Origin of the sequence: Pantoea sp. paga (genome assembly GCF_007558755.1) — a bacterium.
Taxonomy (GTDB): Bacteria; Pseudomonadota; Gammaproteobacteria; order Enterobacterales; family Enterobacteriaceae; genus Pantoea; species Pantoea agglomerans.
The window spans coordinates 303,253-324,393 of the sequence record NZ_VLTF01000004.1 but is presented as its reverse complement, the minus strand read 5'-3'; the positions used below and the strand labels follow the sequence as shown (position 1 = coordinate 324,393).

Sequence of the window (21,141 nt, the reverse complement as noted above, 5' to 3'; positions counted from 1 at the left end):
TTAACCACCACGCTTCTGATTGTCCAGCACCTGCTTCAGCTCCTGCGGCGACTGATAACCTGGGATCATCATGCCGCTGTCAGTCAGCATCGCGGGCGTGCCCTGAATGCCGAACAGCACGCCAAGTTTATAGTGCTGGGCGATATCGATTTTGCAGCTGTCTGGTGCGGCCATCTTCGGCGCATTGCCTTTCATCGCCTCATCAAACGCTTTATTGCGGTCAGCGCTGCACCAGATCGCTTTCATCGCCGGTTCAATCTGACCATTCAGCCCTTCACGCGGAAACGCCAGGTAACGCACGGTGATGCCCAGCGCATTGTAGTCCGCCATCTGCTCATGCAGCTTGTGGCAGTAGCCACAGGTGATGTCGGTGAAGACCGTGATCACGTGCTGCTCTTTAGGCGCTTTGTAGACGATCATCTCCGGCACCAGCGCCTCGACTTTTTTGTCCAGCAGCTGGTTAGTGACGTTGACCGGCTGTTTGCCGCTGACGTCATAGAGCGGCCCCTGGATCATATGTTTGCCGTCGTCGGTCACGTAGAGCACGCCGCTTTCTGACAGCACGGTTTTAAAACCCGGCAGCGGTGACGGGCTGATCTCTGTCTGATTCAGACCGAGCTTTTTAAGTGATTGCTGAATGGCGCTGTCATCGGCCTGTGCGAGACCGGAAAAGGCGCTGGCTAAAAGAGCCAGCATGGCAAAATGCTTGTTCATTTTTGTCCTTATCGCCGCGGTTCAGGCCCGCGGATGGTGTTGTTGATGCAACTGACGCAGGCGCTCAGTGGCGACGTGCGTATAAATTTGGGTGGTGGAGAGATCGCTGTGTCCCAGCAGCATTTGTACGACACGCAGATCGGCACCGTGGTTCAGCAGATGGGTCGCAAAGGCATGGCGCATCACATGCGGTGATAACTTTTCGCTGTCGATCCCCGCAAGCGTGGCGTAATGCTTGATGCGATGCCAGAAAGTCTGGCGCGTCATCTGCTGCGCCCGATTACTGGGAAACATCACGTCCAGCGTCTGACCATTAAGCAGCCACGGACGACCATGTTCCATATATTGCTCCAGCCAGTAAACCGCTTCTTCACCTAAAGGCACCAGCCGCTCTTTATCCCCTTTACCGATAACCCGGACAACGCCCTGGCGCAGGCTGATGTCGCTGAGCGTCAGGCCAATCAGTTCGGAGACGCGCAGGCCCGTGGCGTAGAGCAGCTCCAGCATCGCTTTATCGCGCAGCTCCAGCGGGATATCGATATTCGGTGCCTGCAACAGCCGCTCGACCTGCGCCTCACTGAGATCTTTCGGTAAACGCTGCGGCAGTTTTGGTGCTGACAGCAGCGCGCTGGGATCGTCCGGGCGCAGCTTTTCGCGGTAAAGATACTGGAACAGGCGACGCATGGCGCTGAGCAGCCGCGCTGAGCTGGTCGCCTTGTAGCCGCCTTCCAGCCGTTCAGCCAGAAACTGCTGCAGATCCAGCGGCGCCACGCTAAGCAGCGTCAGCTGATGATGCGCCAGCCAGCCGGTCAGCGTCTGAAGATCCTGGCGATAAGAGGAGAGAGTGTTCTGCGCCAGATTGCGTTCAATCCAGAGCGCATCAAGAAACTGTTCTGTCAGATCGCTGTCCTGCACGTTATCTCCGCCTTCTGGTGTAAAATCATGCTCATTATGCCTGATTCAGCAGCGCTTCTGGTACAATTGCGCCAAAGTCAGTATTTACAGAGTGTTATCTGCATGAAAATCGGTCTTTTTTACGGTTCCAGTACCTGTTACACCGAAATCGTAGCGGAGAAAATTCGCGATTTTATTGGCGAAGAGTTAGTGACGCTGCATAACGTGAAAGATGACGACCCACGCCTGATGGAGCAGTACGACTTGCTGATCATGGGCATCCCGACATGGGATTTCGGTGAGTTGCAGGAGGACTGGGAGGCGATCTGGCCGCAGTTGCCCGCGCTGAATCTGCAAAACAAGATTGTCGCACTGTATGGCATGGGCGATCAGATTGGCTATGGCGAGTGGTTTTTAGATGCGCTCGGCATGCTGCACGATTTGCTGCAGCCGATGGGAGTACGTTTTGTTGGCTACTGGCCGCTTGAAGGCTATGAGTTCACCAGCCCGAAACCGCTGAGTGCCGATGGCTCGCAGTTTGTGGGTCTGGCGCTGGATGATGTGAATCAGTTCGAGGTCACCGATGAGCGCGTTGAGCAGTGGTGCGAGCAGGTGTTAACCGAAACAGCCGGACTGCTCTGACGGCCCTTCTGCCGGTGTCGAACCGTAGCATGAACAGGTGAGCGGCTTTAACCACCCTTGCCTGTCATTATTGAACCGCAGTGCAGGCAGATAAACGGCTTAAGACGCTTTGCCTGCCCTGCTGGCGTTAATGCCGTGCCTTGCTGAAGCAGCAGGCGCGTAACGCCCGCCATTCGCCCGGCTGCATATTGTCCTGCATCAGCCACCAGCGTAGCGTGGCACCCTGTTCGCTCTTCGCCACCAGCAGCACGCCAACGGGTAACCAGCATAAAGGCTGAGTTGGCCGCCAGCGTTTTCCCTGCCAGATCCAGCAATGGACGCTTTCCCGCTGTAACGTACCCTGCCGTTGAATCAGGCGCCGAACGCTGCGCCAGCCCTCAGCCAGCAACAGCAGAATAATTGGTGCTTTAACCAGCCAGTTGCCTGCAGGCAGCGTCATCACCACCACGCCAGTCACGGCTGCTATCAGCCAGGCGCAGACTAACCCGCACGCCAGGCGAGAGGGCTGCAGCTTACATTGCCACCGGGCCGCGATCATGGTTACGCTGCTGGATCAGGTTCACCATTCGCTTAAGCTCCGGATCCTTTGGCTCACCGTGATTCATCAGCCAGTTAAACAGATCGGGATCGTCACTCTTTAGCAAATCCACAAAGACCTGCTTATCGGTGTCGCTCAGCGTCTCATACTCAAATTTGAAGAACGGCATAATAGCCACATCCAGTTCCAGCATGCCGCGACGGCAGGCCCACTGAATGCGTGATTTATCATTAATATCCATGCATCAATTTCCACAATTCACAACGTGGCGCCTAGTGTAACCTGGTTTAATACGGCTCGCAGGCGCAGCGTCGCATGCTGTGCAACCTGCCACATTTCAGGCTGAATGTTTTCAGGGTTATCACGCCTTTTGTGCGCCGTTTTCCGTAAACAGGTTGCATTGCCAGTCGGCTCTTTTAACATTGAAGATATTATTCCGGATGAACCTTCTTATACAGGATATCTCCATGCCCACATTTACTTTACCGCCGCGCCAGCCTGCCGCGTCGTCTCGTCTGCCGTTAACCCTGATGTCACTGGATAGCTGGGCGCTGGTTTCCATTACCGGCGCCGACAGCACCTCTTACCTGCAGGGTCAGTTAACGCTGGATGTCGCCGCGCTGGATGCCGACCATCATTCGCTTGCCGCACACTGCGATGCCAAAGGCAAAATGTGGAGCAATATGCGCCTGTTCCATCGCGGTGAAGGCTATGCCTATCTGATCCGTCGTGAACTGCGCGACACCCAGCTGCCCGAGTTAAAGAAATACGCCGTGTTTTCGAAAGTGTCGATGGTGGCTGATGATGAGTCAGTATTACTGGGTGTGGCCGGCTTTCAGGCGCGCGCCGCGCTGGCAAATCTGTTTGATAGCCTGCCCGACAGTGAAAAACCGGTGGTGCAGCAGGGAGAAACCACGCTGCTGTGGTTTGCCCATCCGGCCGAACGTTTTCTGATTGTCACTTCGCTGGCCCAGGCAGAAGCGCTGAAGCAGAAGCTCAATGACGATGCACAGTTCAATGACAGTCAGCAGTGGCTGGCGCTGGAGATTGAAGCCGGCATTCCGGTGATTGATCCCGCCACCAGCGTGCAGTTTATTCCGCAGGCCACCAACCTGCAGGCGCTGGATGCTATCAGCTTTAAAAAAGGGTGCTATGCCGGTCAGGAGATGGTGGCCCGGGCGAAATATCGCGGCGCCAATAAACGCGCGCTCTACTGGCTGGCGGGTCAGGCAAGTCATCTGCCCGAAGCCAATGCCCCGCTGGAGTTGCAGATGGGTGAACGCTGGCGTCGAACCGGCAGCGTGCTGGCTGCGGTACAGTTAGATGACGGGATTAGCTGGATTCAGGTCGTGATGAATAACGATCTGGAGCCGGACAGCGTGCTGCGGGTGGAAGGCGATGAAGGCGGACATCTGACCATTCAGCCACTGCCCTACTCGCTTGATGAGAGCTGATTGAGCGTATGGCCCTTCCGCTAAGGGAAGGGCCAGTACCGCAATTCAGAGGCTCAATTCAGCGCACATAAAAGTAGATAGCGCAGAAGTGGCAGAGACTGCCGCCCAGCACGAACAAATGCCAGATGGCGTGGTTAAACGGAATGCGGCGCGCCACATAGAAAATCACTCCCAGCGAATAGATAATCCCGCCTGCGGCAAGCAGCCAGATGCAGCCCGGCGGCAGGATCATCGCCAGTTGATAAACCACAATCAGTGACAGCCACCCCATACAGAGATAGGTCACCAGCGACAGCGCTTTAAAGCGATGCGCAATCGTGAGCTTGAACAGGATACCGGCCAGCGCCAGCCCCCAGATCACCGCCATCAGTCCATATGCCAGCGGCGTCCTCAGCGCGATCAGCAGAAACGGCGTATAGGTGCCGGCAATCAGCAGATAGATGGCGCAGTGATCGAACTTTTTCAGCCAGGGTCTGGCCGGGCCAGCCGGAATAGCGTGATAGAGCGTCGAGGCCAGAAACAGCAGGATCATGCTGCCACCATAGAGGCTGTAGCTGATAAAAGTGATGGTGTCGGCCTGCCTCTCGATGGCCTGATTGAGCATCAGTATCAGACCGACGATGCCGAACAGGCAGCCAAGACCGTGACTGATACTGTTGGCAATTTCCTCGGCGAACGAATAGCCCGCGGCGTGTTGATGTTTGTGAGAGAGTGTGGGGGTCATAACAGGTTCCTGAGCAGCTCCATAGCGGTGATATCGTTATCCAGCGTAGCCAACAATTTTTTCAGTGTACACTTGTACGCTAAAATTATCCTGGTGAAATTCACTATCCCTTAAACCGGGTGATGAATCTGGTAAACTGGCCGCCAGTCCACTGTTCAACGAGTCATCCATGTTTTCGCATAGCGATCTCGCCCGCCTTAACGATCTGGAAATGCAGGTCTATCAGTTCATCATTAAGCACCGCGAAGGCGTCAGCTACATGACGATCCGCGAGCTGGCTGAGCAGGCTGGTGTCTCCACCACCACCGTGCTGCGTTTCTGTCGCAAGATGGGCTGTGAAGGCTGGTCGGAATTCCGCATCCGCCTGCGCTTAAACGAACAGCAGAGTGCGCCAATGCTCAACACGGCGGGCGTCAGTGAAATGCTGAGCTTTTTTAAGAGCATCAATAATCCTGAGTTTGAACAGCTCATCGCTGAGGCCGCGCAGAAGATTAATCAGGCTGAGCGGGTCTTCTTTATTGGCGTCGGCACCTCCGGCAGCCTGGCAAAATATGGCGCACGCTTTTTCTCTAACCTCGGTAAATTCAGCCACGCGATTGACGATCCCTATTATCCGGTCAGTCCCGACCTCTATGAAAACGCCATTGCCATTATTTTATCGGTCTCCGGCGAAACGGAAGAGATCCTGCGCATTGCCAGCCAGTTCAGCCTGAATAAGTGCAAAATCATTGCGATAACCAATACGGAGAGCTGCTCGCTGGCGAAGATCGGTGATTTCAACCTCTGCTACCATGTGCCAATCATCCGTATGGCGGACAATTCAGACATTACGACTCAGGTGCCGGTGACCTATATTATTGAAGCAATCGGCCGCCAGCTGGGGAAATAAAACAGCCTGTTTTTTGGATGTAACAAACGCAATTATTGCCGCGCTGTTATATCGTGACTTTCATTATTGCCTTGCTACACTCAGCTCAATTTCAATATCCGTAATGGGGTGAAGCATGAGTGCAGAATTGCAGTTACCAAAAGGCTTTCTTTGGGGCGGAGCGGTGGCAGCGCATCAGGTTGAAGGCGGCTGGTATCAGGGCGGCAAAGGCGTCAGCATTGCTGACGTGATGACCGGCGGTTCACATGGTGTTGACCGGGTGATCACCGACGGCGTGCAGCCGGGTCATTTCTACCCGAACCACAAGGGTGTGGAATTTTACTCCCACTACAAACAGGATGTCGCCCTGTTTGCCGAGATGGGCTTCAAATGTTTCCGCACCTCGATTGCCTGGACCCGTATCTTCCCTAACGGTGACGAGCAACAGCCCAACGAAGCGGGCCTGCAATTCTATGACGACCTGTTTGATGAACTGCTGAAGTATGACATTGAACCGGTCATCACCCTTTCGCACTTCGAAATGCCTTATCACCTGGTCAAAGAGTATGGCGGCTGGCACAACCGCAAAGTGGTCGACTTCTTTGTGCGCTTCAGCGAAGTGGTGCTGAACCGCTATAAAAGCAAAGTGAAATACTGGATGACCTTCAATGAGATCAACAACCAGCGTAACTGGCAGTATCCGCTGTTTGGTTACTGCTGTTCAGGCGTGATCTTTACCGAACATGAGAAACCTGAACAGGCGATGTATCAGGTGATGCACCACCAGTTTGTTGCCAGTGCAAAAGTGGTGAAACTCGGCCACGACATCAATCCTGACTTGCAGATTGGCTGCATGATCGCCATGGTGCCGGTCTATCCCTTCTCCTGCCACCCGGACGATGTGGTGCTGGCACAGGAATCGATGCATCAGCGCTATGTATTCAGTGACGTGCAGATGCGCGGCTACTATCCGGCCTACACCCTGAAAGAGTGGGCGCGCAAGGGTTACGACATTCAGATGGAAGCGGATGATGCCGAGACGCTGCGCCAGGGCTGTGCAGACTATGTCGGTTTCAGCTACTACATGAGCAACGCGGTGAAAACCGATGCCAGCGGCGTTGACGATCCGATCACCGGCTTTGAAGGTGTGGTGAAAAACCCGCATGTGAAAGCCTCAGACTGGGGCTGGCAGATCGATCCGGTTGGCCTGCGCTATGCCATGAACGAGCTGTATGAGCGTTACCAGAAGCCGCTGTTTATTGTTGAAAACGGCTTTGGTGCTATCGATAAGCCAAACGCCAATGGCGTAATTGAAGATGATTACCGTATCGACTATCTGCGTGCGCATATCGAAGAGATGAAGAAAGCCGTGGCATACGATGGTGTTGAGTTAATGGGCTATACGCCGTGGGGCTGCCTCGATTGCGTCTCTTTCACCACCGGCCAGTACGACAAACGTTACGGCTTTATTCATGTGAATAAAAACGATGATGGCAGTGGCGATTTTTCTCGTGGGAAGAAAAAGAGTTTCAGCTGGTATCAGCAGGTTATCGCCAGTAACGGCGAAAACCTGTAAGTCATCACGCCGCATCAGCGGCGAAGCGAGTTAACGCCCACCGGCAGCGTCAATGATGCTGCCGGTGACGTAAGAGGCCGCGTCGCTGGCCAGCCAGACGATCGCTTCCGCCACCTCTTCTGCTTCACCGCCGCGTCCCATCGGGATCACACTGGCAAGCCTGTCTACTCTGCCTGGCTCTCCGCCATCGGCATGCATCTCTGTATAAATAAATCCCGGACGTACGCCGTTGACCCGAATTCCCTGCTGCGCTACTTCCAGCGACAATCCTCTGGTCAGCGTGTCCATCGCCCCTTTTGAGGCGGCGTAATCGACATATTCGCCAGGCGCACCGGTACGCGACGCTGCCGATGAGACGTTGACGATGGCTCCGCCCTGGCCGCCGTGATGCGTGCCCATCCGCTTAACCGCCTCACGACAGCAGAGAAAAGACCCAATCACGTTGGTGGCAAAGACCTTATGCAGGCGTGCCGCATCCAGCTGCTCGGTGCGACACTGCTGAAACAAAATCCCGGCGTTGTTCACCAGCAACGCCAGCGGTTCGGACTGCTGGTCGAGCTGCGCAAACATCGCCATCACCTGGGCTTCATCACTGATATCTGCCTGAACTGCAAAGGCTTTACCGCCCTGCTGCCGGATCTGCGCAACCAACTGTTGAGCTTCCGCTTCGCGCTGACGATAGTTCACCGCAACCCGATAACCCCGGGCGGCCAGTAACAGCGCTGTGGCCCGCCCGATACCGCGGCTGCCACCCGTAACCAGTGCCAGTTTCATGCTGATTCTCCAGTACAAAGGGCCGACGAATCGGCCCTTTATGGTTAACGTTTGCCTGCGGGAAAATTACTGATAGTCACTCATCGGCACACAGGAGCAGAAGAGATTACGGTCGCCAAACACATCATCCAGACGTTTTACCGTCGGCCAGTATTTGTTGTGGCTGCCCGCCGGGAAGACAGCCAGTTCACGGCTGTAAGGATGTGACCACTCACTGACGATTTCCAGCTGTGTATGCGGCGCATTAACCAGTGGGTTGTCATCCAGCGGCCATTCACCCGACGTCACCCGGTCAATCTCCATACGGATCGCCAGCATCGCGTCGATAAAGCGATCCAGTTCGATTTTGCTCTCCGATTCGGTCGGCTCCACCATCAACGTACCCGCTACCGGGAAGGACATCGTTGGTGCGTGGAATCCATAATCGATCAGGCGCTTAGCAATATCCAGCTCACTGATGCCGGTCTGCTCTTTCAGCGGACGGATGTCGAGAATACATTCGTGCGCCACGCGACCGTCACGGCCGGTGTAGAGCACCGGATAGGCAGACTGCAGCCGGCGGGCAATGTAGTTGGCATTCAGAATCGCGACCGAGCTGGCCTGTTTCAGCCCTTCTGCGCCCATCATGCGAATGTACATCCAGCTGATTGGCAGAATGGATGCACTGCCAAACGGCGCTGCGGATACGGCGCCCTGCTGCGTCAGCACACCGTCGATCTGCACCACGCTGTGTCCCGGCACAAACGGAGCCAGGTGCGCTTTGACGCCAATCGGTCCCATACCCGGACCGCCGCCGCCGTGCGGAATGCAGAAGGTTTTATGCAGATTCAGGTGTGAGACATCCGCGCCGATATAGCCAGGCGTGGTGATGCCGACCTGCGCATTCATGTTCGCGCCATCCAGATAGACCTGACCGCCATACTGATGCACGATCTGGCACACTTCGCGGATGGTCTCTTCATAAACGCCATGAGTTGACGGGTAAGTCACCATGATGCAGGAGAGCCTGTCGCCCGCCTGAGCCGCTTTCTCACGCAGATCGCCAAGGTCGATGTTGCCCTGTTTATCGCAGGCCACCACCACCACGTCCATGCCGGCCATCTGGGCTGAGGCCGGGTTAGTCCCGTGCGCCGAGCTCGGGATCAGGCAGAGATGACGATCGCCCTCGCCACGGCTTTCGTGATAGCGGCGGATCGCCAGCAGTCCGGCATATTCACCCTGCGCGCCGGAGTTTGGCTGCATACAGAGTGCATCATAGCCGGTGAGCTGCACCAGCCACTGCGAAAGCTGGCCGATCATCTGCAGATAGCCGGTAGCCTGCTCAGCCGGGCAGAATGGATGCAGCTCCGCAAATTCCGGCCAGGTGATCGGGATCATCTCTGCCGCGGCATTGAGCTTCATGGTGCAGGAGCCCAGCGGGATCATCGCCTGATTCAGCGCCAGATCCTTTTTCTCCAGGCTGTGCATGTAGCGCATCATCTCGGTTTCGCTGTGATGACGGTTGAACACCGGATGGGTCAGGATCTCGCTGTAGCGTTTCAGGCCAGCAGGAATCGCGTGGCTTTCTCTGGCCACTTCGCTGTCGAGCTTTTCCAGGTCCTGGCCGTGTTCATCACCCAGCAGAATGGCGAACAGCGCCAGAATATCTTCGCGGCAGGTGGTTTCATCCAGCGTAATGCCCACGGCGTTATGGATGTCGCTACGCAGGTTAACGCCAAAGCTCAGGGCGCGGTTCAGCACGGCGGCTTTATCCGCCACCTCCACCGTCAGCGTATCGAACCAGTGCTGATGGCGCAGCTTCAGGCCCCCCTGTTGCAGTCCCGCCGCCAGAATGTTGGTGAAGCGATGAATGCGTGAGGCAATGCGCTTCAGGCCCGCCGGGCCGTGGAATACCGCATAGAGACCGGCGATGTTTGCCAGCAGCACCTGCGACGTACAGATGTTGGAGTTGGCCTTTTCACGGCGGATATGTTGTTCACGGGTCTGCATCGCCATACGCAGCGCTGTGTTGCCCGCCGCATCACGTGAAACACCAATAATACGGCCTGGCATAGAGCGTTTATGTTCGTCGCGGCTGGCGAAAAAGGCCGCGTGAGGGCCGCCGTAGCCCATTGGCACGCCGAAGCGCTGAGCTGAACCAAAGACAATATCTGCACCCTGTTTGCCTGGCGCTTCCAGTAACACCAGCGACATAAAGTCCGCCGCCACGCTGACCACCACTTTGCGGGCTTTCAGTCCGGCAATCAGTGCGCTGTAATCATGCGCTTCACCGGTGGTGCCCACCTGTTGCAGCAGTACACCAAACAGGTCGTCATGATCGGGCGCTTTGTCCGCGCTATCAATAATCAGTTCGAACCCGAACGTCTCCGCACGGGTGCGGACCACATCCAGCGTCTGCGGATGGATATCATCGGCAATGAAGAATTTATTGGCATTTTTGAGCTTACTGACGCGTTTTGCCATCGCCATCGCTTCAGCGGCAGCGGTTGCTTCGTCCAGCAGTGAGGCGGACGCGATATCCATGCCGGTGAGATCCAGCGTCAGCTGCTGGAAGTTCAGCAGCGCTTCCAGACGGCCCTGGGAGACCTCAGGCTGATACGGGGTATAGGCGGTGTACCAGCCCGGATTCTCCAGCATATTACGCAGGATGACCGGCGGGGTGATCACCGCGCTGTATCCCATACCGATCCAGGATTTGTAACGCAGATTCTGGCTGGCAATCGCTTTCAGTTCGGCCAGAGCCTGCTGTTCAGTGGCGGCTTCGCCAACCGCTGGCGGGCCTGGCAGCTGAATGTCTGCCGGCACAATCGTGCTGATTAATGCTTCCAGCGAACGGGCACCAATAGCGTCAAGCATCTGCGCCTGCTGCTCAGGTGAAGGACCAATATGGCGCTCAATGAATGCACCGTTGTGTTCAAGCTGGCTGAGAGTCTGAGTCATTAGCAGTAAATCCTGAATCGGGCTGGGGGAACCGGAGAGCAAACATAAATCTGCGGCCTCTGTGTGAGGCCGCCTGACGACTACTCGTCGATGGAGGCTTTATAAGCATCCGCATCCAGCAGCGTGTCGATTTCAGACGCGTCGCTGGCTTTGATTTTGAATAACCAGCCGCCTTCATAAGGCTCGCTGTTGACCTGCTCCGGTGAGTCAGTCAGTGCTTCGTTGACCGCCACAATCTCACCGCTGATCGGCGCATAGATATCTGAAGCCGCTTTAACGGATTCCGCGACCGCGCACTCTTCTCCGGCGGCAAACGTCGCGCCCACTTCCGGCAGATCGACAAACACCATATCGCCCAGTAGCTCCTGCGCGTGTTCAGTGATACCCACGGTGTAGCTGCCATCTTCTTCTTTGCGCACCCACTCGTGGCTGTCGCGGTACTTCAACGTATTCGGCACATTGCTCATTGGCCATTTCTCCTGAATAGAATTTACTGAGCGACCGGTTTACCGGCGCGGACAAAAACGGGACGGGTAACCTGGACCGGCATCTGGCGGTTACGGATCTCAACGATGGCGGTGCTGCCGACTGAGGCCGGTACGCGCGCCAGGGCGATGCTGCAACCCAGCGTCGGTGAGAAAGAGCCACTGGTGATGATCCCCTCCTGCGGCTGCCCCTGGTCATCGGTGAAACGCACCGGCAAGCCGTTACGCAGCACCCCTTTTTCTGTGAGGATGAGTCCCACCAGCTTTTCGGTACCGCGTTCACGCTGCAGTTCCAGCGCTTCCCGGCCGATGAAATCGCGGTCAGCAGGTTCCCAGCAGACCGTCCAGCCCATGTTGGCAGCCAGAGGTGAAACGCCTTCATCCATCTCCTGACCATACAGATTCATACCCGCTTCCAGACGCAGCGTGTCGCGTGCGCCCAGTCCGGCAGGTTTTACGCCAGCGGCCAGCAGACGCTGCCAGAAATCGGCCGCCTCGTCTGCGGGCATAGCAATCTCATATCCGGCTTCGCCGGTATAGCCGGTAGTGGCGATAAACAGGTCGCCCGCCTGCACACCGAAAAATGGCTTCATGCCAGCAACAGCCTGACGCTGCTCCTCGCTGAACAGCGTCTGTGCCTTCTGCTGCGCCTGCGGACCTTGCACGGCAATCAGCGCCAGGTCGTCGCGTTCCTTCAGCGTTATGCCATAGCCCTGCGCGTGTTGCGTGATCCAGGCGAGGTCGTTTTCACGGGTGGCAGAGTTCACCACCAGCCGGAAGAACTCTTCGTTCATAAAGTAAACAATCAAATCGTCAATGACGCCACCCGAGGCATTCAGCATCCCGGTGTAGAGCGCTTTGCCTGGCTGGGTCAGTTTTGCCACATCATTTGCCAGCAGGTAGCGCAGAAATTCACGGGTACGCGGGCCTGTCAGGTCGACGATGGTCATGTGAGAGACATCAAACATACCAGCGTCGGTGCGCACTACATGATGTTCATCCATCTGGGAGCCATAGTGCAGCGGCATCATCCAGCCATGAAAATCCACCATGCGGGCACCGCAGGCCTGATGCTGTTCAAACAGAGGTGTTTGCTGAGTCATAACCATCCTGTGCCGAAGCGAGTGAGTGCAAAAATGCGCCGGGATTCAGTGCCGACGCAAACGTTCTCTTATGGCTGACGTTACCACCGAATCTGACGATTAACCATAAGCAAACCGGGGTCGAAAGCAGAGGCACAGCCTAACCAGGAACAGCTGCCAACAGGATATAAAACTGCAATTTTGTGATTAATCGCGCAATAAATGCAGGGATTTTAAATATACGCAGCAAATTTATGCGGGATGGCATTCAGGATGTTAAAAAAATCCCGCGCTCAGCGGACAGAAGAATGAGAAAAAGTAATGCGAATTCGCCCGCAAAATTAGAATAAATCAAACGAAGACCTCTGCTGGTGCAGCGTTGCCTTTTTGTGGTGCAGAGCGGTGTCAGGCATAAAAAAAGCCAGCAGAAGCTGTAATGCCTGTCAGTTAAGCGGCAGGTGATAATGCAGTCTGGTGCCGGGCCTGCTCTGAAACTTCAGTGTGTATTGTTAAAAAGGGCACGAGAGTGGAGGCCTGAGCGCCTCTGCTGCTGAAAGGGCTATCCGCAGCGCTGAGGCGTGACGGTGGGCCAGAAGTCCACGCCGGGAAGCGTGGACAGTTCGGGGCCGGCCAGTGAGGGCCGATCCCCGAACTGTTCGTCGGCACGACGTCAAAGCCGAAGGTACCGCGTGAGCGGCGCGAGGACGGCCCGGCAGCAGCAGAGGTGCGCTGGCCCGCACTGCAGCTCCCTCGCCCATAAAAAAAGCCGCCACGTTTGACCGTGACAGCCTTTACAAATCTAATCTTAACTGCTCAGCATTACAGCAAAAGCTGGCTTAACAGAAAAGCGAATTTAGCGTAGCCAGGCGGGCAGATCATTCAGGCCCATCGCCTGCTTCAGCATCATGGGTTTAACACCCGGCAGGCGATCAGCCAGTTTCAGACCAACGTCGCGCAGCAATTTTTTCGCCGGATTATTGCCTGCGAACATTTCACGGAAGCCCTGCATTCCCGCCAGCATCATCGCGGCGCTGTGCTTGCGGCTGCGCTCATAGCGTCGCAGATAGAGGTGCTGACCAATATCTTTGCCCTGCTGATGCAGGCGGCGAATCTCACCGATCAGCTCGGCGGCATCCATGAAGCCAAGGTTAACGCCCTGACCCGCCAGCGGATGAATGGTGTGAGCCGCATCGCCCACCAGCGCCAGACGGTGTGCCGCGAAATTGCGGGCATAGCGCGCCACCAGCGGAAACGATTTGCGCTCGCTTTCCAGCTGGCACAGGCCGAGCCGCATATCAAACGCCACCGAGAGCTGCTGATTGAACAGCGCTTCCGGCATGGTTTCCAGACGGCTCGCTTCCTGTGGCGAGAGCGACCAGACGATGGAACTGAGATGGGGATCCTGCATCGGCAGGAAAGCCAGAATGCCGTCGCCGTGGAACACCTGGCGCGCCACCGCATCGTGCGGCTTCTCAGTGCGGACATTAGCCACTAACGCATGGTGATCGTAATCCCAGAAGGTCAGCGGGATATCGGCTTTGTTGCGCAGCCAGGAGTTAGCGCCGTCAGCGGCAATCATTAATCGCGCACTTAACATGCTGCCATCCTGCAGGGTAACAAAGGCTTCGTTGTCACCAAACGCGACCTGCTGTAACTGCGAGGGTGCCATTATCGTCACGTCGCTGCAGGCGCTGGCACGTTGCCAGAGCGCATTGTGGATCACCGGATTTTCGATGATATGGCCCAGATGCGACAGGCCCTGCTGCTCATCATCAAAGGCGATGGAGCCGAAACTGTCCTTATCCCACACTTCCATGCCGTGATAAGCGCTGGCGCGCAGCGAGAGAATGGTCGACCAGACATCCAGCTTATGCAGCAGCCGTTCGCTGGCGGCATTGATTGCCGACACGCGAACTGACGGTGACGCACTCAGCGCCAGCGGTGGCTCCGGTGATTTTTCCAGTACGGCGATGCGCAGTCCGCTGCCCTGCAAGCCGCAGGCCACCGCCAGTCCCACCATACCGCCACCGGCAATCACCACATCAAAAGTTTGCATCTGAGCCTCTTTATTAACGCTTAACCCAGCCAAGCGTGCGCTCAGCCAGTTGATTTCTTAACCACGGCAGATGATCCATCGCCAGCAGGCCCAGGTTACGTCCTGCCACCAGCGGGCCATAGCGATTCGCAAAGATGCGAACCAGTCCGTCGGTGATACCGATGGTGGCGGCGCGGTCGGGCTGACGACGCTGCTGATAATGATGCAGCACCGCATAGCTGCCGGGGTCCTGCTGCTGCCGATGGGCGGCTGCCAGCGTTTCAGCCAGCGACATCACATCGCGCAGACCCAGGTTGAAGCCCTGCCCGGCAATCGGATGCAGCGTCTGCGCCGCATTGCCCACCACCGCCACGCGATGCGTCACTGGCGACATCGCCCGGTGCAGCGCCAGCGGGTAATACTCACGCTGGCCGGTGTGGGTGAATTTACCCAGCCGCCAGCCAAAGGCACGCTGCAGCTGGCTGAGGAATTCGGCCTCGCTCCACTGCTCAATGCGTTCACGCTGCGAAACCGGATGACACCAGACCAGCGACAGGCGATTGCCGGACATCGGCAACAGCGCCAGCGGGCCATGTTCGGTAAAACGTTCAAATGCCCGGCCCTGATGAGGCAGCGCGGTGGAAACATTGGCAATCACGGCAAGCTGTTGATAGTCGTCTCTTTGCCACTGAATACCGCACGAAGCCGCCAGCGCAGAGCGCGTTCCATCCGCCGCTACCAGCAGTTTGCCGCTGAGTTGTTCGCCACTGTCCAGCGTCACCTCAACCTGCTGCTCACGGCGGTTAGCCTGGGTAACACGAGCCGGACAGCGCAGCGTTACACCGGGTGCTTTTTTCAGCTCAGCAAACAGACGCTGACCGACGTCAAACAGCTCGACAACCTGTCCCAGCGCCGGAATAGCGTAGTCAGCCGCCGCCAGCGACACAAAACCGGCGTGACCGCGATCGGAGACATGAATGTCGGTAATCGGCGTGGCACAACGGGCGATGTGCTGCCACAGATTAATGTCCGCAAGCTGCTGGCAGGTACCGGCAGAGAGCGCAATAGCGCGGCCGTCGAAACCGGGATGCGCCCGGCTGCCGGGCTCGCTGCTTTCAATCAGCGTTACCGGCAGTGTGCCCTGGGTCAGATGGGAGATCGCCAGCGCCAGCGTCGCCCCGGTCATGCCGCCACCGGCAATCAGAATCGTCATGCCTGTTTTGCCGCCGCCATCAATGCTTCAATCTCATCCGCCTCTTTCACGACGCTGTCGGTGAGATTTTCAATGCCATCTTCAGTGATCACAATGTCATCTTCGATTCGGATACCAATGCCGCGATACTGCGCGGGCACGTCGGCATCCGGTGCGATATAAAGACCCGGCTCGACGGTTAACACCATGCCCGGTTCCAGTACGCGGTCGCGGCTCGGGGTGCCGTAGTGGCCGACATCGTGAACATCCAGCCCCAGCCAGTGGCCCAGGCCATGCATATAGAACTGACGATGGACTTCCTCGGCGATAAGCGTATCGACGTCGCCCTCCAGAATGCCCAGCTCCACCAGCCCGGTGACCATGATACGCACCACTTCATCATTCACTTCACGAATGCTGATGCCCGGCCGGAACAGTTCAAGCGAGCGGTTGAGGGAAGCCAGCACGATGTCATAAATCGCGCGCTGCGCCGGGCTGAATTTGCCGTTAACCGGGAAGGTGCGGGTGATATCGCCTGCATAGCCGTGGAACTCACAGCCTGCATCGATCAGCACCAGATCGCCGTCGCGCATTTCGCTTTCGTTTTCGGTGTAGTGCAGAATGCAGCCGTTAACTCCGGCACCCACAATGGTGTTATAGGAGGGAAAACGCGCGCCGTGACGGTTAAATTCGTGTTGAATTTCCCCTTCGAGCTGATACTCGAACAGGCCTGGCCGGCAGGTTTGCATGGCGCGGGTATGCGCCAGTGCACTGATTTTCCCGGCGCGACGTAACAGTTCAATCTCATCCGCATCTTTAAACAGACGCATCTCATGCACCCAGGGACGCCAGTCAGTGAGGGTATCGGGCGCACTAAGATGCTGGCGGAAGCCGCGACGTAGCTTATCCAGCGCGCTGAACACCAGTGTGTCCGCGTGGGCATATTCGCCCTGCGCATGGTAAACCACATCCAGGCCATTCAGCAGCAGGTGCAGCTGGTCACCAATATCATTCCAGGGTAAAGCGCGATCGACGCCCAGTTTGTCGGGTGCGGCCTCCTGACCCAGGCGACGGCCAGACCAGGTTTCCGCCGCAGGATCGCGCACGCGGTTAAACAACACGCTGTGGTTATGATTATCATCGCTTTTGATCAGCACCAGCAATGCCTGCGGCTCGTTAAAACCGGTGAAATACCAGAAGTCGCTGCTCTGGCGGAACGGATATTCGGTGTCATTACTGCGCATCACTTCTGGCGCAGCAAAGATTAACGCTGCGCTGCCAGGCACCATCTTCGCCAGCAGCGCCTGACGACGCTGCAGGAATCGTTCCAGTGAAATCATCTCTGCACTCCCTGTAAACTGACCGGTTAAACTCGTTGACCTGAAATTAGTGTAGCGTCGGTTTTTGCACTTCTGGCGCGGTTGGCTGCGGGCGGGTGAACGTATCGTGGCACAGCAGCGCGGCGACACGTACATACTCAATCACCTCCTCCAGCGACTGCTCCAGCTCCTCCTGGTCTTCATCTTCTTCGTAACCGAGCTGTGCGATAGTGCGCAGATCATCGATTGCTTCGCCGGTTTCGCCGGTGACTTTATCCAGTTTAGGCTGTGTTACGCCCAGGCCGAGCAGAAAATGGTTAACCCAGCCCGCCAGCGCGTCGGCACGGTCAAAGACGGTGATGTCGTCGTCAGCAGGTAGCAGCAACTGAAACAGGAAGCCTTCATCTTCCAGCGTAGTCGCCGTATGCTCGTGTAGCTCCGCCAGCGGCACGGCAAGAGTGTGTGAAAACGCCATGCCTTCGTTAGCCAGATCGTGTACCAGCGTCTTCCAGCTGGTGTCCTGGTTACCACCGCAGAGGATCCCGCTCAGCAGGCCATGCATTTCCGCGGGCGTCATTCCAACGCCCTGCTGTGAGAGCACCGCCGCGAGCGCGTTGTAATCGGGGGTTGCGTTCTGTAAGGACATAAGTTTTCATCGTCGTTGGCAGAATAAGTTCGTGTTATGCTACCACTAGCTGCCTCAAGGTTTCCAGAAAAGGGGTTGTATCTTATTTCGTGGGTCTATATAGTTGCCCGCCTCCCAAGCCATTGACTGCTAAGGGAGTTGCGAGCGAAGTAATCAGTCAGGAAGGTGGCATGTCTGCACAACCGGTAGATTTACAAATTTTTGGTCGTTCGTTGAGAGTAAATTGTCCGCCAGAGCAGCAAGATGCGCTCAATAGCGCGGCTGAAGATCTCAATCAACGGTTGCAAGATCTAAAAGTTCGCACTAGAGTCACCAATACAGAACAACTGGTGTTCATCGCCGCGTTAAACGTCTGCCACGAGCTGGCGCAAGAGAAAGTGAAAACGCGCGATTATGCTGCTAATATGGAACAGCGTATCCGTATGTTGCAGCAGACGATTGAACAGGCATTAGTTGAGCAGGGTCGCATCTCTGAGCGTGAGGGTGCGAAGTTCGAATAAAACTTCATGGTTGCTATACTTAAGTAACGGTGAGGTAAATTTTCTCTGAGATGTTTGCATGTGGGCCAGTCCCCTGAGCCGATATTTCGAAAAAACAGAATGTGACGCTCGTAACCTGTGTGCATGCTCGGTTCGTCCGAGAAGCCTGATGGTTATGACGGCATGTTCACCTTGAACCAAGGGTTCAAGGGTTACAGCCTACGGCGGCATCTCGGAGATCTCTCTTCCTGTAGTCCTGCTTTTTTCCCCTGACTGACATGTTATAGTCGCTCAACAGCGACTTATCCGGCGGGGAAATCATGTCTGAACCTTCCATGTCTGAACCTTCAATGACCCAGCGTCAGGCGATTCGCCAGCATGTGCGACATCTGCGACGGGCACTTACCGATGAGCAGCAAACGCAGGCCGCTGAGCAGCTCGCTGAACATGCGCTCAACTACGCCCCGGTGACCGAAGCGCGCAATATTGCCCTGTTTCTGTCGGTGGATGGCGAACTCAATACCCGTCCGCTGATTGCCCGCCTCTGGCATCTGAAGAAAACAGTCTGTCTGCCGGTTTTACACCCCTTCTCTCCCGGTAATTTGTTGTTTCTGCGCTACTCGCCCGATACCCCATTGCTCAAAAATAAGCTGCGCATTCCTGAACCGCCGCTGGATATCCGGCAGTTGATCACCCTTGATCAACTGGATCTGATGATGGTGCCGCTGGTGGCGTTTGATCAGCATGGGCAGCGTCTGGGGATGGGCGGCGGCTTCTACGATCGCACCCTGCAGAACTGGCGGGAGCACGGTTTTTTGCCGGTGGGCCTGGCACACGATTGTCAGCAGGTCGATAGCCTGCCAGTGGCAGAATGGGATGTACCTTTGCCGGCGGTAATGACGCCGTCAAAACTCTGGCAGTGGGAGTAGAAGAGTCGCTTTTGCAGACAAGTGAAAACCCATACCTGGGCGCATCTGGCAGCAATAAAATAGCTTAACGCGCAGGGAACATGGTCAGAAGAGGAAAGCGTCCCGCCGCCCGGATAAAAACGCCGGGAGCGTTTTTGAACAACGCAACGCGTTGGCCCGGTTACGGGCGCACCTCAGGGATGAGGTGCGTAATCGCGCGGGCCGGGCATGCCTTGGATGGCGGCTTTTGCGTCTTTCCGATCTGGCCGTGTTCTCTTCGCAGTCTCGGTCTTACAGCAAATCGGGACAGCCTGTATTAACAACCTGAAGAGACGCGACTAAGCGCCTGTTCAGGTTGGTAGCGCTTAGTAAAGCAGACGAGCGCGGATGGTACCCGGAATCGCCTTCATCAGCTGCAGCGCGTTCTCGGCCACTTCCGGCTCTGCATCAATGTCGATCACCACATAGCCCATAAACGGTGAAGTTTGCAGATACTGGGCAGCGATGTTGATGCCCTGCTCGGCAAAAATCTGGTTGATGGCCGTCAGCACGCCAGGGCGGTTCTCATGGATATGCAGCAGACGACTGGCGCTGATACCGTGAATCGGCAGTGACACTTCGGGGAAGTTAACAGCCGAGAGAGTCGAGCCGTTATCGGAGTATTTCGCCAGCTTGCCCGCCACTTCAATGCCGATGTTCTCCTGCGCTTCTTCCGTCGATCCGCCAATGTGCGGCGTCAGGATCACGTTGTCGAACTCACTCAGTGGAGAGATAAACGGCTCGCTGTTGGTAGCTGGCTCGCTCGGGAAGACGTCGATGGCTGCGCCACCCACCTGTTTGCTGGCCAGCGCATCGCACAGTGCCGGAATATCTACTACGGTACCGCGTGAGGCGTTAATCAGCAGCGCGCCAGGCTTCATCTGCGCCAGCTGCTCTGCACCAATCATATCCTGTGTAGAGACGGTTTCCGGCACGTGCAGGCTGACAACGTCGCTCATGTTGAGGAGATCGGCCAGATGGCGTACCTGCGTGGCATTACCCAGCGGCAGCTTGTTTTCAATGTCGTAGAAGAAAACATGCATACCCAGGCTTTCTGCCAGCACGCCCAGCTGCATTCCGATATGGCCGTAACCGATAATACCCAGTTTTTTGCCACGCGCTTCAAATGAGCCTTTGGCAATCTTATTCCAGATGCCACGGTGTGCTTTCGCATTCGCTTCCGGGATGCCACGCAGCATCAACAGCATCTCACCAATCACCAGCTCCGCAACCGAGCGGGTATTTGAGAACGGCGCATTGAACACGGGAATACCCCGGCTGGCAGCCGCCTGCAGATCAACCTGGTTGGTACCGATACAGAAACAGCCAACGGCGACCAGCTTTTCAGCCGCCGCAAAAATCTCTTCAGTGAGCTGGGAGCGGGAACGGATACCAATAAAGTGTGCATCACGGATCGATGCTTTTAACGCGTCGGAATCCAGTGCGCCCTTATGGAATTCGATGTTGGTATAGCCTGCAGCCCGCAGGTTCTCCAGCGCGCTCTGATGGACACCTTCCACCAGCAGGAACTTAATCTTATCTTTTTCCAGTGATACCTTTGCCATTTCCCGATCCTATTCAGCATTCAATGAGGACTACCATAAGCCAGCCTTCTGTCAAAATATCAAAAAAATCGCGTCGGGCAATACAAACGATTGCCCGGCCGCCAGCACGGCAGCGGCTGACGACAGCACATTGCCGGACAAAATAAGGAGGTCAGCCTGGAAGAGAGAACGAACCCGCTGCGGATGACGGTTATGTGACATAAGTCACCAAATTTCACCACAGCGAGAAAAGATGATTTGCGGGCAGAAATAACCGACGCCGCATCG

General features: G+C 56.3%; 20 protein-coding genes and 1 other RNA gene. 7 read left to right on the top strand and 14 right to left on the bottom strand.

The features are described from left to right. Positions 1-714 (bottom strand): bifunctional protein-disulfide isomerase/oxidoreductase DsbC, encoded by a 714-nt coding sequence (dsbC, locus tag FOV68_RS14130; protein ID WP_010671049.1) that lies wholly within the window; start codon positions 712-714, stop codon positions 1-3. 21 nt (positions 715-735) lie between these two features. Then, entirely contained in the window at positions 736-1,629 is an 894-nt protein-coding gene (gene xerD / locus FOV68_RS14125; RefSeq protein WP_010248689.1) for a site-specific tyrosine recombinase XerD, read from the bottom strand. Between the two features lie 102 nt (positions 1,630-1,731). On the opposite strand from xerD, the gene fldB reads away from it, so the two are divergent. Continuing rightward, the gene (fldB, locus tag FOV68_RS14120; protein WP_010248777.1) at positions 1,732-2,250 is read left to right on the top strand and encodes a flavodoxin FldB; all 519 of its coding nucleotides are present in this window, start codon (positions 1,732-1,734) and stop codon (positions 2,248-2,250) included. A 127-nt stretch (positions 2,251-2,377) separates the two neighbouring features. Here fldB and FOV68_RS14115 read toward each other — a convergent pair whose 3' ends face one another. Both FOV68_RS14115 and sdhE read right to left on the bottom strand, forming a co-directional pair. Continuing rightward, on the bottom strand, positions 2,378-2,788 hold the full coding sequence (locus tag FOV68_RS14115) for a protein YgfX (RefSeq protein ID WP_143991090.1): 411 nt from the start codon (positions 2,786-2,788) through the stop codon (positions 2,378-2,380). Next, complete coding sequence (gene sdhE, locus FOV68_RS14110; protein ID WP_143991089.1) at positions 2,763-3,029, bottom strand: FAD assembly factor SdhE; 267 nt, start codon at positions 3,027-3,029, stop codon at positions 2,763-2,765. Before sdhE ends, FOV68_RS14115 begins: the two co-directional genes overlap by 26 nt. Positions 3,030-3,255: 226 nt before the next feature. Here sdhE and ygfZ point away from each other — a divergent pair, with 226 nt between their 5' ends. Beyond that, entirely contained in the window at positions 3,256-4,242 is a 987-nt protein-coding gene (ygfZ, locus tag FOV68_RS14105) for a tRNA-modifying protein YgfZ (RefSeq protein WP_143991088.1), read from the top strand. Positions 4,243-4,300: 58 nt separating this feature from the next. On the opposite strand, the gene FOV68_RS14100 is transcribed toward ygfZ, so the two are convergent. Next, complete coding sequence (locus tag FOV68_RS14100; RefSeq protein WP_143991087.1) at positions 4,301-4,966, bottom strand: hemolysin III family protein; 666 nt, start codon at positions 4,964-4,966, stop codon at positions 4,301-4,303. A gap of 169 nt (positions 4,967-5,135) precedes the next feature. On the opposite strand from FOV68_RS14100, the gene FOV68_RS14095 reads away from it, so the two are divergent. Then, the gene (locus FOV68_RS14095) at positions 5,136-5,855 is read left to right on the top strand and encodes a MurR/RpiR family transcriptional regulator (RefSeq protein ID WP_010248792.1); all 720 of its coding nucleotides are present in this window, start codon (positions 5,136-5,138) and stop codon (positions 5,853-5,855) included. A 115-nt stretch (positions 5,856-5,970) separates the two neighbouring features. After that, positions 5,971-7,410, top strand: a complete 1,440-nt coding sequence (locus FOV68_RS14090) for a 6-phospho-beta-glucosidase (RefSeq protein WP_143991086.1) — start codon at positions 5,971-5,973, stop codon at positions 7,408-7,410. 30 nt (positions 7,411-7,440) lie between these two features. On the opposite strand, the gene FOV68_RS14085 is transcribed toward FOV68_RS14090, so the two are convergent. From FOV68_RS14085 to FOV68_RS14050, 8 genes are all read right to left on the bottom strand, one after another. After that, the gene (locus tag FOV68_RS14085; protein WP_039389276.1) at positions 7,441-8,184 is read right to left on the bottom strand and encodes an SDR family oxidoreductase; all 744 of its coding nucleotides are present in this window, start codon (positions 8,182-8,184) and stop codon (positions 7,441-7,443) included. Positions 8,185-8,250: 66 nt separating this feature from the next. Next, positions 8,251-11,124: an aminomethyl-transferring glycine dehydrogenase gene (gene gcvP, locus FOV68_RS14080; protein WP_143991085.1), complete on the bottom strand. Its 2,874-nt coding sequence runs from the start codon at positions 11,122-11,124 to the stop codon at positions 8,251-8,253. 80 nt (positions 11,125-11,204) lie between these two features. After that, positions 11,205-11,591 (bottom strand): glycine cleavage system protein GcvH, encoded by a 387-nt coding sequence (gene gcvH, locus FOV68_RS14075; RefSeq protein WP_010248802.1) that lies wholly within the window; start codon positions 11,589-11,591, stop codon positions 11,205-11,207. A gap of 23 nt (positions 11,592-11,614) precedes the next feature. Continuing rightward, positions 11,615-12,712: a glycine cleavage system aminomethyltransferase GcvT gene (gcvT, locus tag FOV68_RS14070; protein ID WP_143991084.1), complete on the bottom strand. Its 1,098-nt coding sequence runs from the start codon at positions 12,710-12,712 to the stop codon at positions 11,615-11,617. A gap of 832 nt (positions 12,713-13,544) precedes the next feature. Further along, positions 13,545-14,747, bottom strand: a complete 1,203-nt coding sequence (ubiI, locus tag FOV68_RS14065) for an FAD-dependent 2-octaprenylphenol hydroxylase (protein WP_143991083.1) — start codon at positions 14,745-14,747, stop codon at positions 13,545-13,547. Positions 14,748-14,760: 13 nt separating this feature from the next. Next, entirely contained in the window at positions 14,761-15,939 is a 1,179-nt protein-coding gene (gene ubiH, locus FOV68_RS14060) for a 2-octaprenyl-6-methoxyphenyl hydroxylase (RefSeq protein ID WP_115387200.1), read from the bottom strand. Then, the gene (pepP, locus tag FOV68_RS14055; protein ID WP_143991082.1) at positions 15,936-17,258 is read right to left on the bottom strand and encodes a Xaa-Pro aminopeptidase; all 1,323 of its coding nucleotides are present in this window, start codon (positions 17,256-17,258) and stop codon (positions 15,936-15,938) included. The genes ubiH and pepP overlap by 4 nt, the downstream gene beginning before the upstream one ends. 46 nt (positions 17,259-17,304) lie before the next feature. After that, positions 17,305-17,883 (bottom strand): YecA family protein, encoded by a 579-nt coding sequence (locus FOV68_RS14050; protein WP_022623836.1) that lies wholly within the window; start codon positions 17,881-17,883, stop codon positions 17,305-17,307. Between the two features lie 170 nt (positions 17,884-18,053). Between FOV68_RS14050 and zapA the strand changes: the two genes are divergently transcribed. The 3 genes from zapA to FOV68_RS14035 all read left to right on the top strand — a co-directional run bounded on the left by zapA (position 18,054) and on the right by FOV68_RS14035 (position 19,291). After that, positions 18,054-18,383 (top strand): cell division protein ZapA, encoded by a 330-nt coding sequence (gene zapA, locus FOV68_RS14045; protein ID WP_008925677.1) that lies wholly within the window; start codon positions 18,054-18,056, stop codon positions 18,381-18,383. A gap of 39 nt (positions 18,384-18,422) precedes the next feature. Next, positions 18,423-18,605, top strand: a non-coding RNA gene (gene ssrS / locus FOV68_RS14040) — 6S RNA. A 92-nt stretch (positions 18,606-18,697) separates the two neighbouring features. Further along, positions 18,698-19,291, top strand: coding sequence for a 5-formyltetrahydrofolate cyclo-ligase (locus FOV68_RS14035; protein ID WP_064703569.1), 594 nt, complete (start codon positions 18,698-18,700; stop codon positions 19,289-19,291). A 344-nt stretch (positions 19,292-19,635) separates the two neighbouring features. Here the strand turns inward: FOV68_RS14035 and serA are convergent, their stop codons facing one another. Further along, positions 19,636-20,874, bottom strand: coding sequence for a phosphoglycerate dehydrogenase (serA, locus tag FOV68_RS14030; RefSeq protein WP_033780721.1), 1,239 nt, complete (start codon positions 20,872-20,874; stop codon positions 19,636-19,638). Between the last annotated feature and the right edge of the window lie 267 nt (positions 20,875-21,141).

Coding starts and splice junctions, on each gene's coding strand:
- fldB (WP_010248777.1), top strand. CDS start 1,732: ATGAAAATCGGTCTTTTTTACGGTTCCAGTACCTGTTACACCGAAATC.
- pepP (WP_143991082.1), bottom strand. CDS start 17,258: ATGATTTCACTGGAACGATTCCTGCAGCGTCGTCAGGCGCTGCTGGCG.
- FOV68_RS14035 (WP_064703569.1), top strand. CDS start 18,698: ATGTCTGAACCTTCAATGACCCAGCGTCAGGCGATTCGCCAGCATGTG.
- FOV68_RS14115 (WP_143991090.1), bottom strand. CDS start 2,788: ATGATCGCGGCCCGGTGGCAATGTAAGCTGCAGCCCTCTCGCCTGGCG.
- ygfZ (WP_143991088.1), top strand. CDS start 3,256: ATGCCCACATTTACTTTACCGCCGCGCCAGCCTGCCGCGTCGTCTCGT.
- ubiH (WP_115387200.1), bottom strand. CDS start 15,939: ATGACGATTCTGATTGCCGGTGGCGGCATGACCGGGGCGACGCTGGCG.
- FOV68_RS14050 (WP_022623836.1), bottom strand. CDS start 17,883: ATGTCCTTACAGAACGCAACCCCCGATTACAACGCGCTCGCGGCGGTG.
- gcvT (WP_143991084.1), bottom strand. CDS start 12,712: ATGACTCAGCAAACACCTCTGTTTGAACAGCATCAGGCCTGCGGTGCC.
- serA (WP_033780721.1), bottom strand. CDS start 20,874: ATGGCAAAGGTATCACTGGAAAAAGATAAGATTAAGTTCCTGCTGGTG.
- FOV68_RS14090 (WP_143991086.1), top strand. CDS start 5,971: ATGAGTGCAGAATTGCAGTTACCAAAAGGCTTTCTTTGGGGCGGAGCG.
- gcvH (WP_010248802.1), bottom strand. CDS start 11,591: ATGAGCAATGTGCCGAATACGTTGAAGTACCGCGACAGCCACGAGTGG.
- FOV68_RS14100 (WP_143991087.1), bottom strand. CDS start 4,966: ATGACCCCCACACTCTCTCACAAACATCAACACGCCGCGGGCTATTCG.
- zapA (WP_008925677.1), top strand. CDS start 18,054: ATGTCTGCACAACCGGTAGATTTACAAATTTTTGGTCGTTCGTTGAGA.
- FOV68_RS14095 (WP_010248792.1), top strand. CDS start 5,136: ATGTTTTCGCATAGCGATCTCGCCCGCCTTAACGATCTGGAAATGCAG.
- gcvP (WP_143991085.1), bottom strand. CDS start 11,124: ATGACTCAGACTCTCAGCCAGCTTGAACACAACGGTGCATTCATTGAG.
- dsbC (WP_010671049.1), bottom strand. CDS start 714: ATGAACAAGCATTTTGCCATGCTGGCTCTTTTAGCCAGCGCCTTTTCC.
- ubiI (WP_143991083.1), bottom strand. CDS start 14,747: ATGCAAACTTTTGATGTGGTGATTGCCGGTGGCGGTATGGTGGGACTG.
- FOV68_RS14085 (WP_039389276.1), bottom strand. CDS start 8,184: ATGAAACTGGCACTGGTTACGGGTGGCAGCCGCGGTATCGGGCGGGCC.
- sdhE (WP_143991089.1), bottom strand. CDS start 3,029: ATGGATATTAATGATAAATCACGCATTCAGTGGGCCTGCCGTCGCGGC.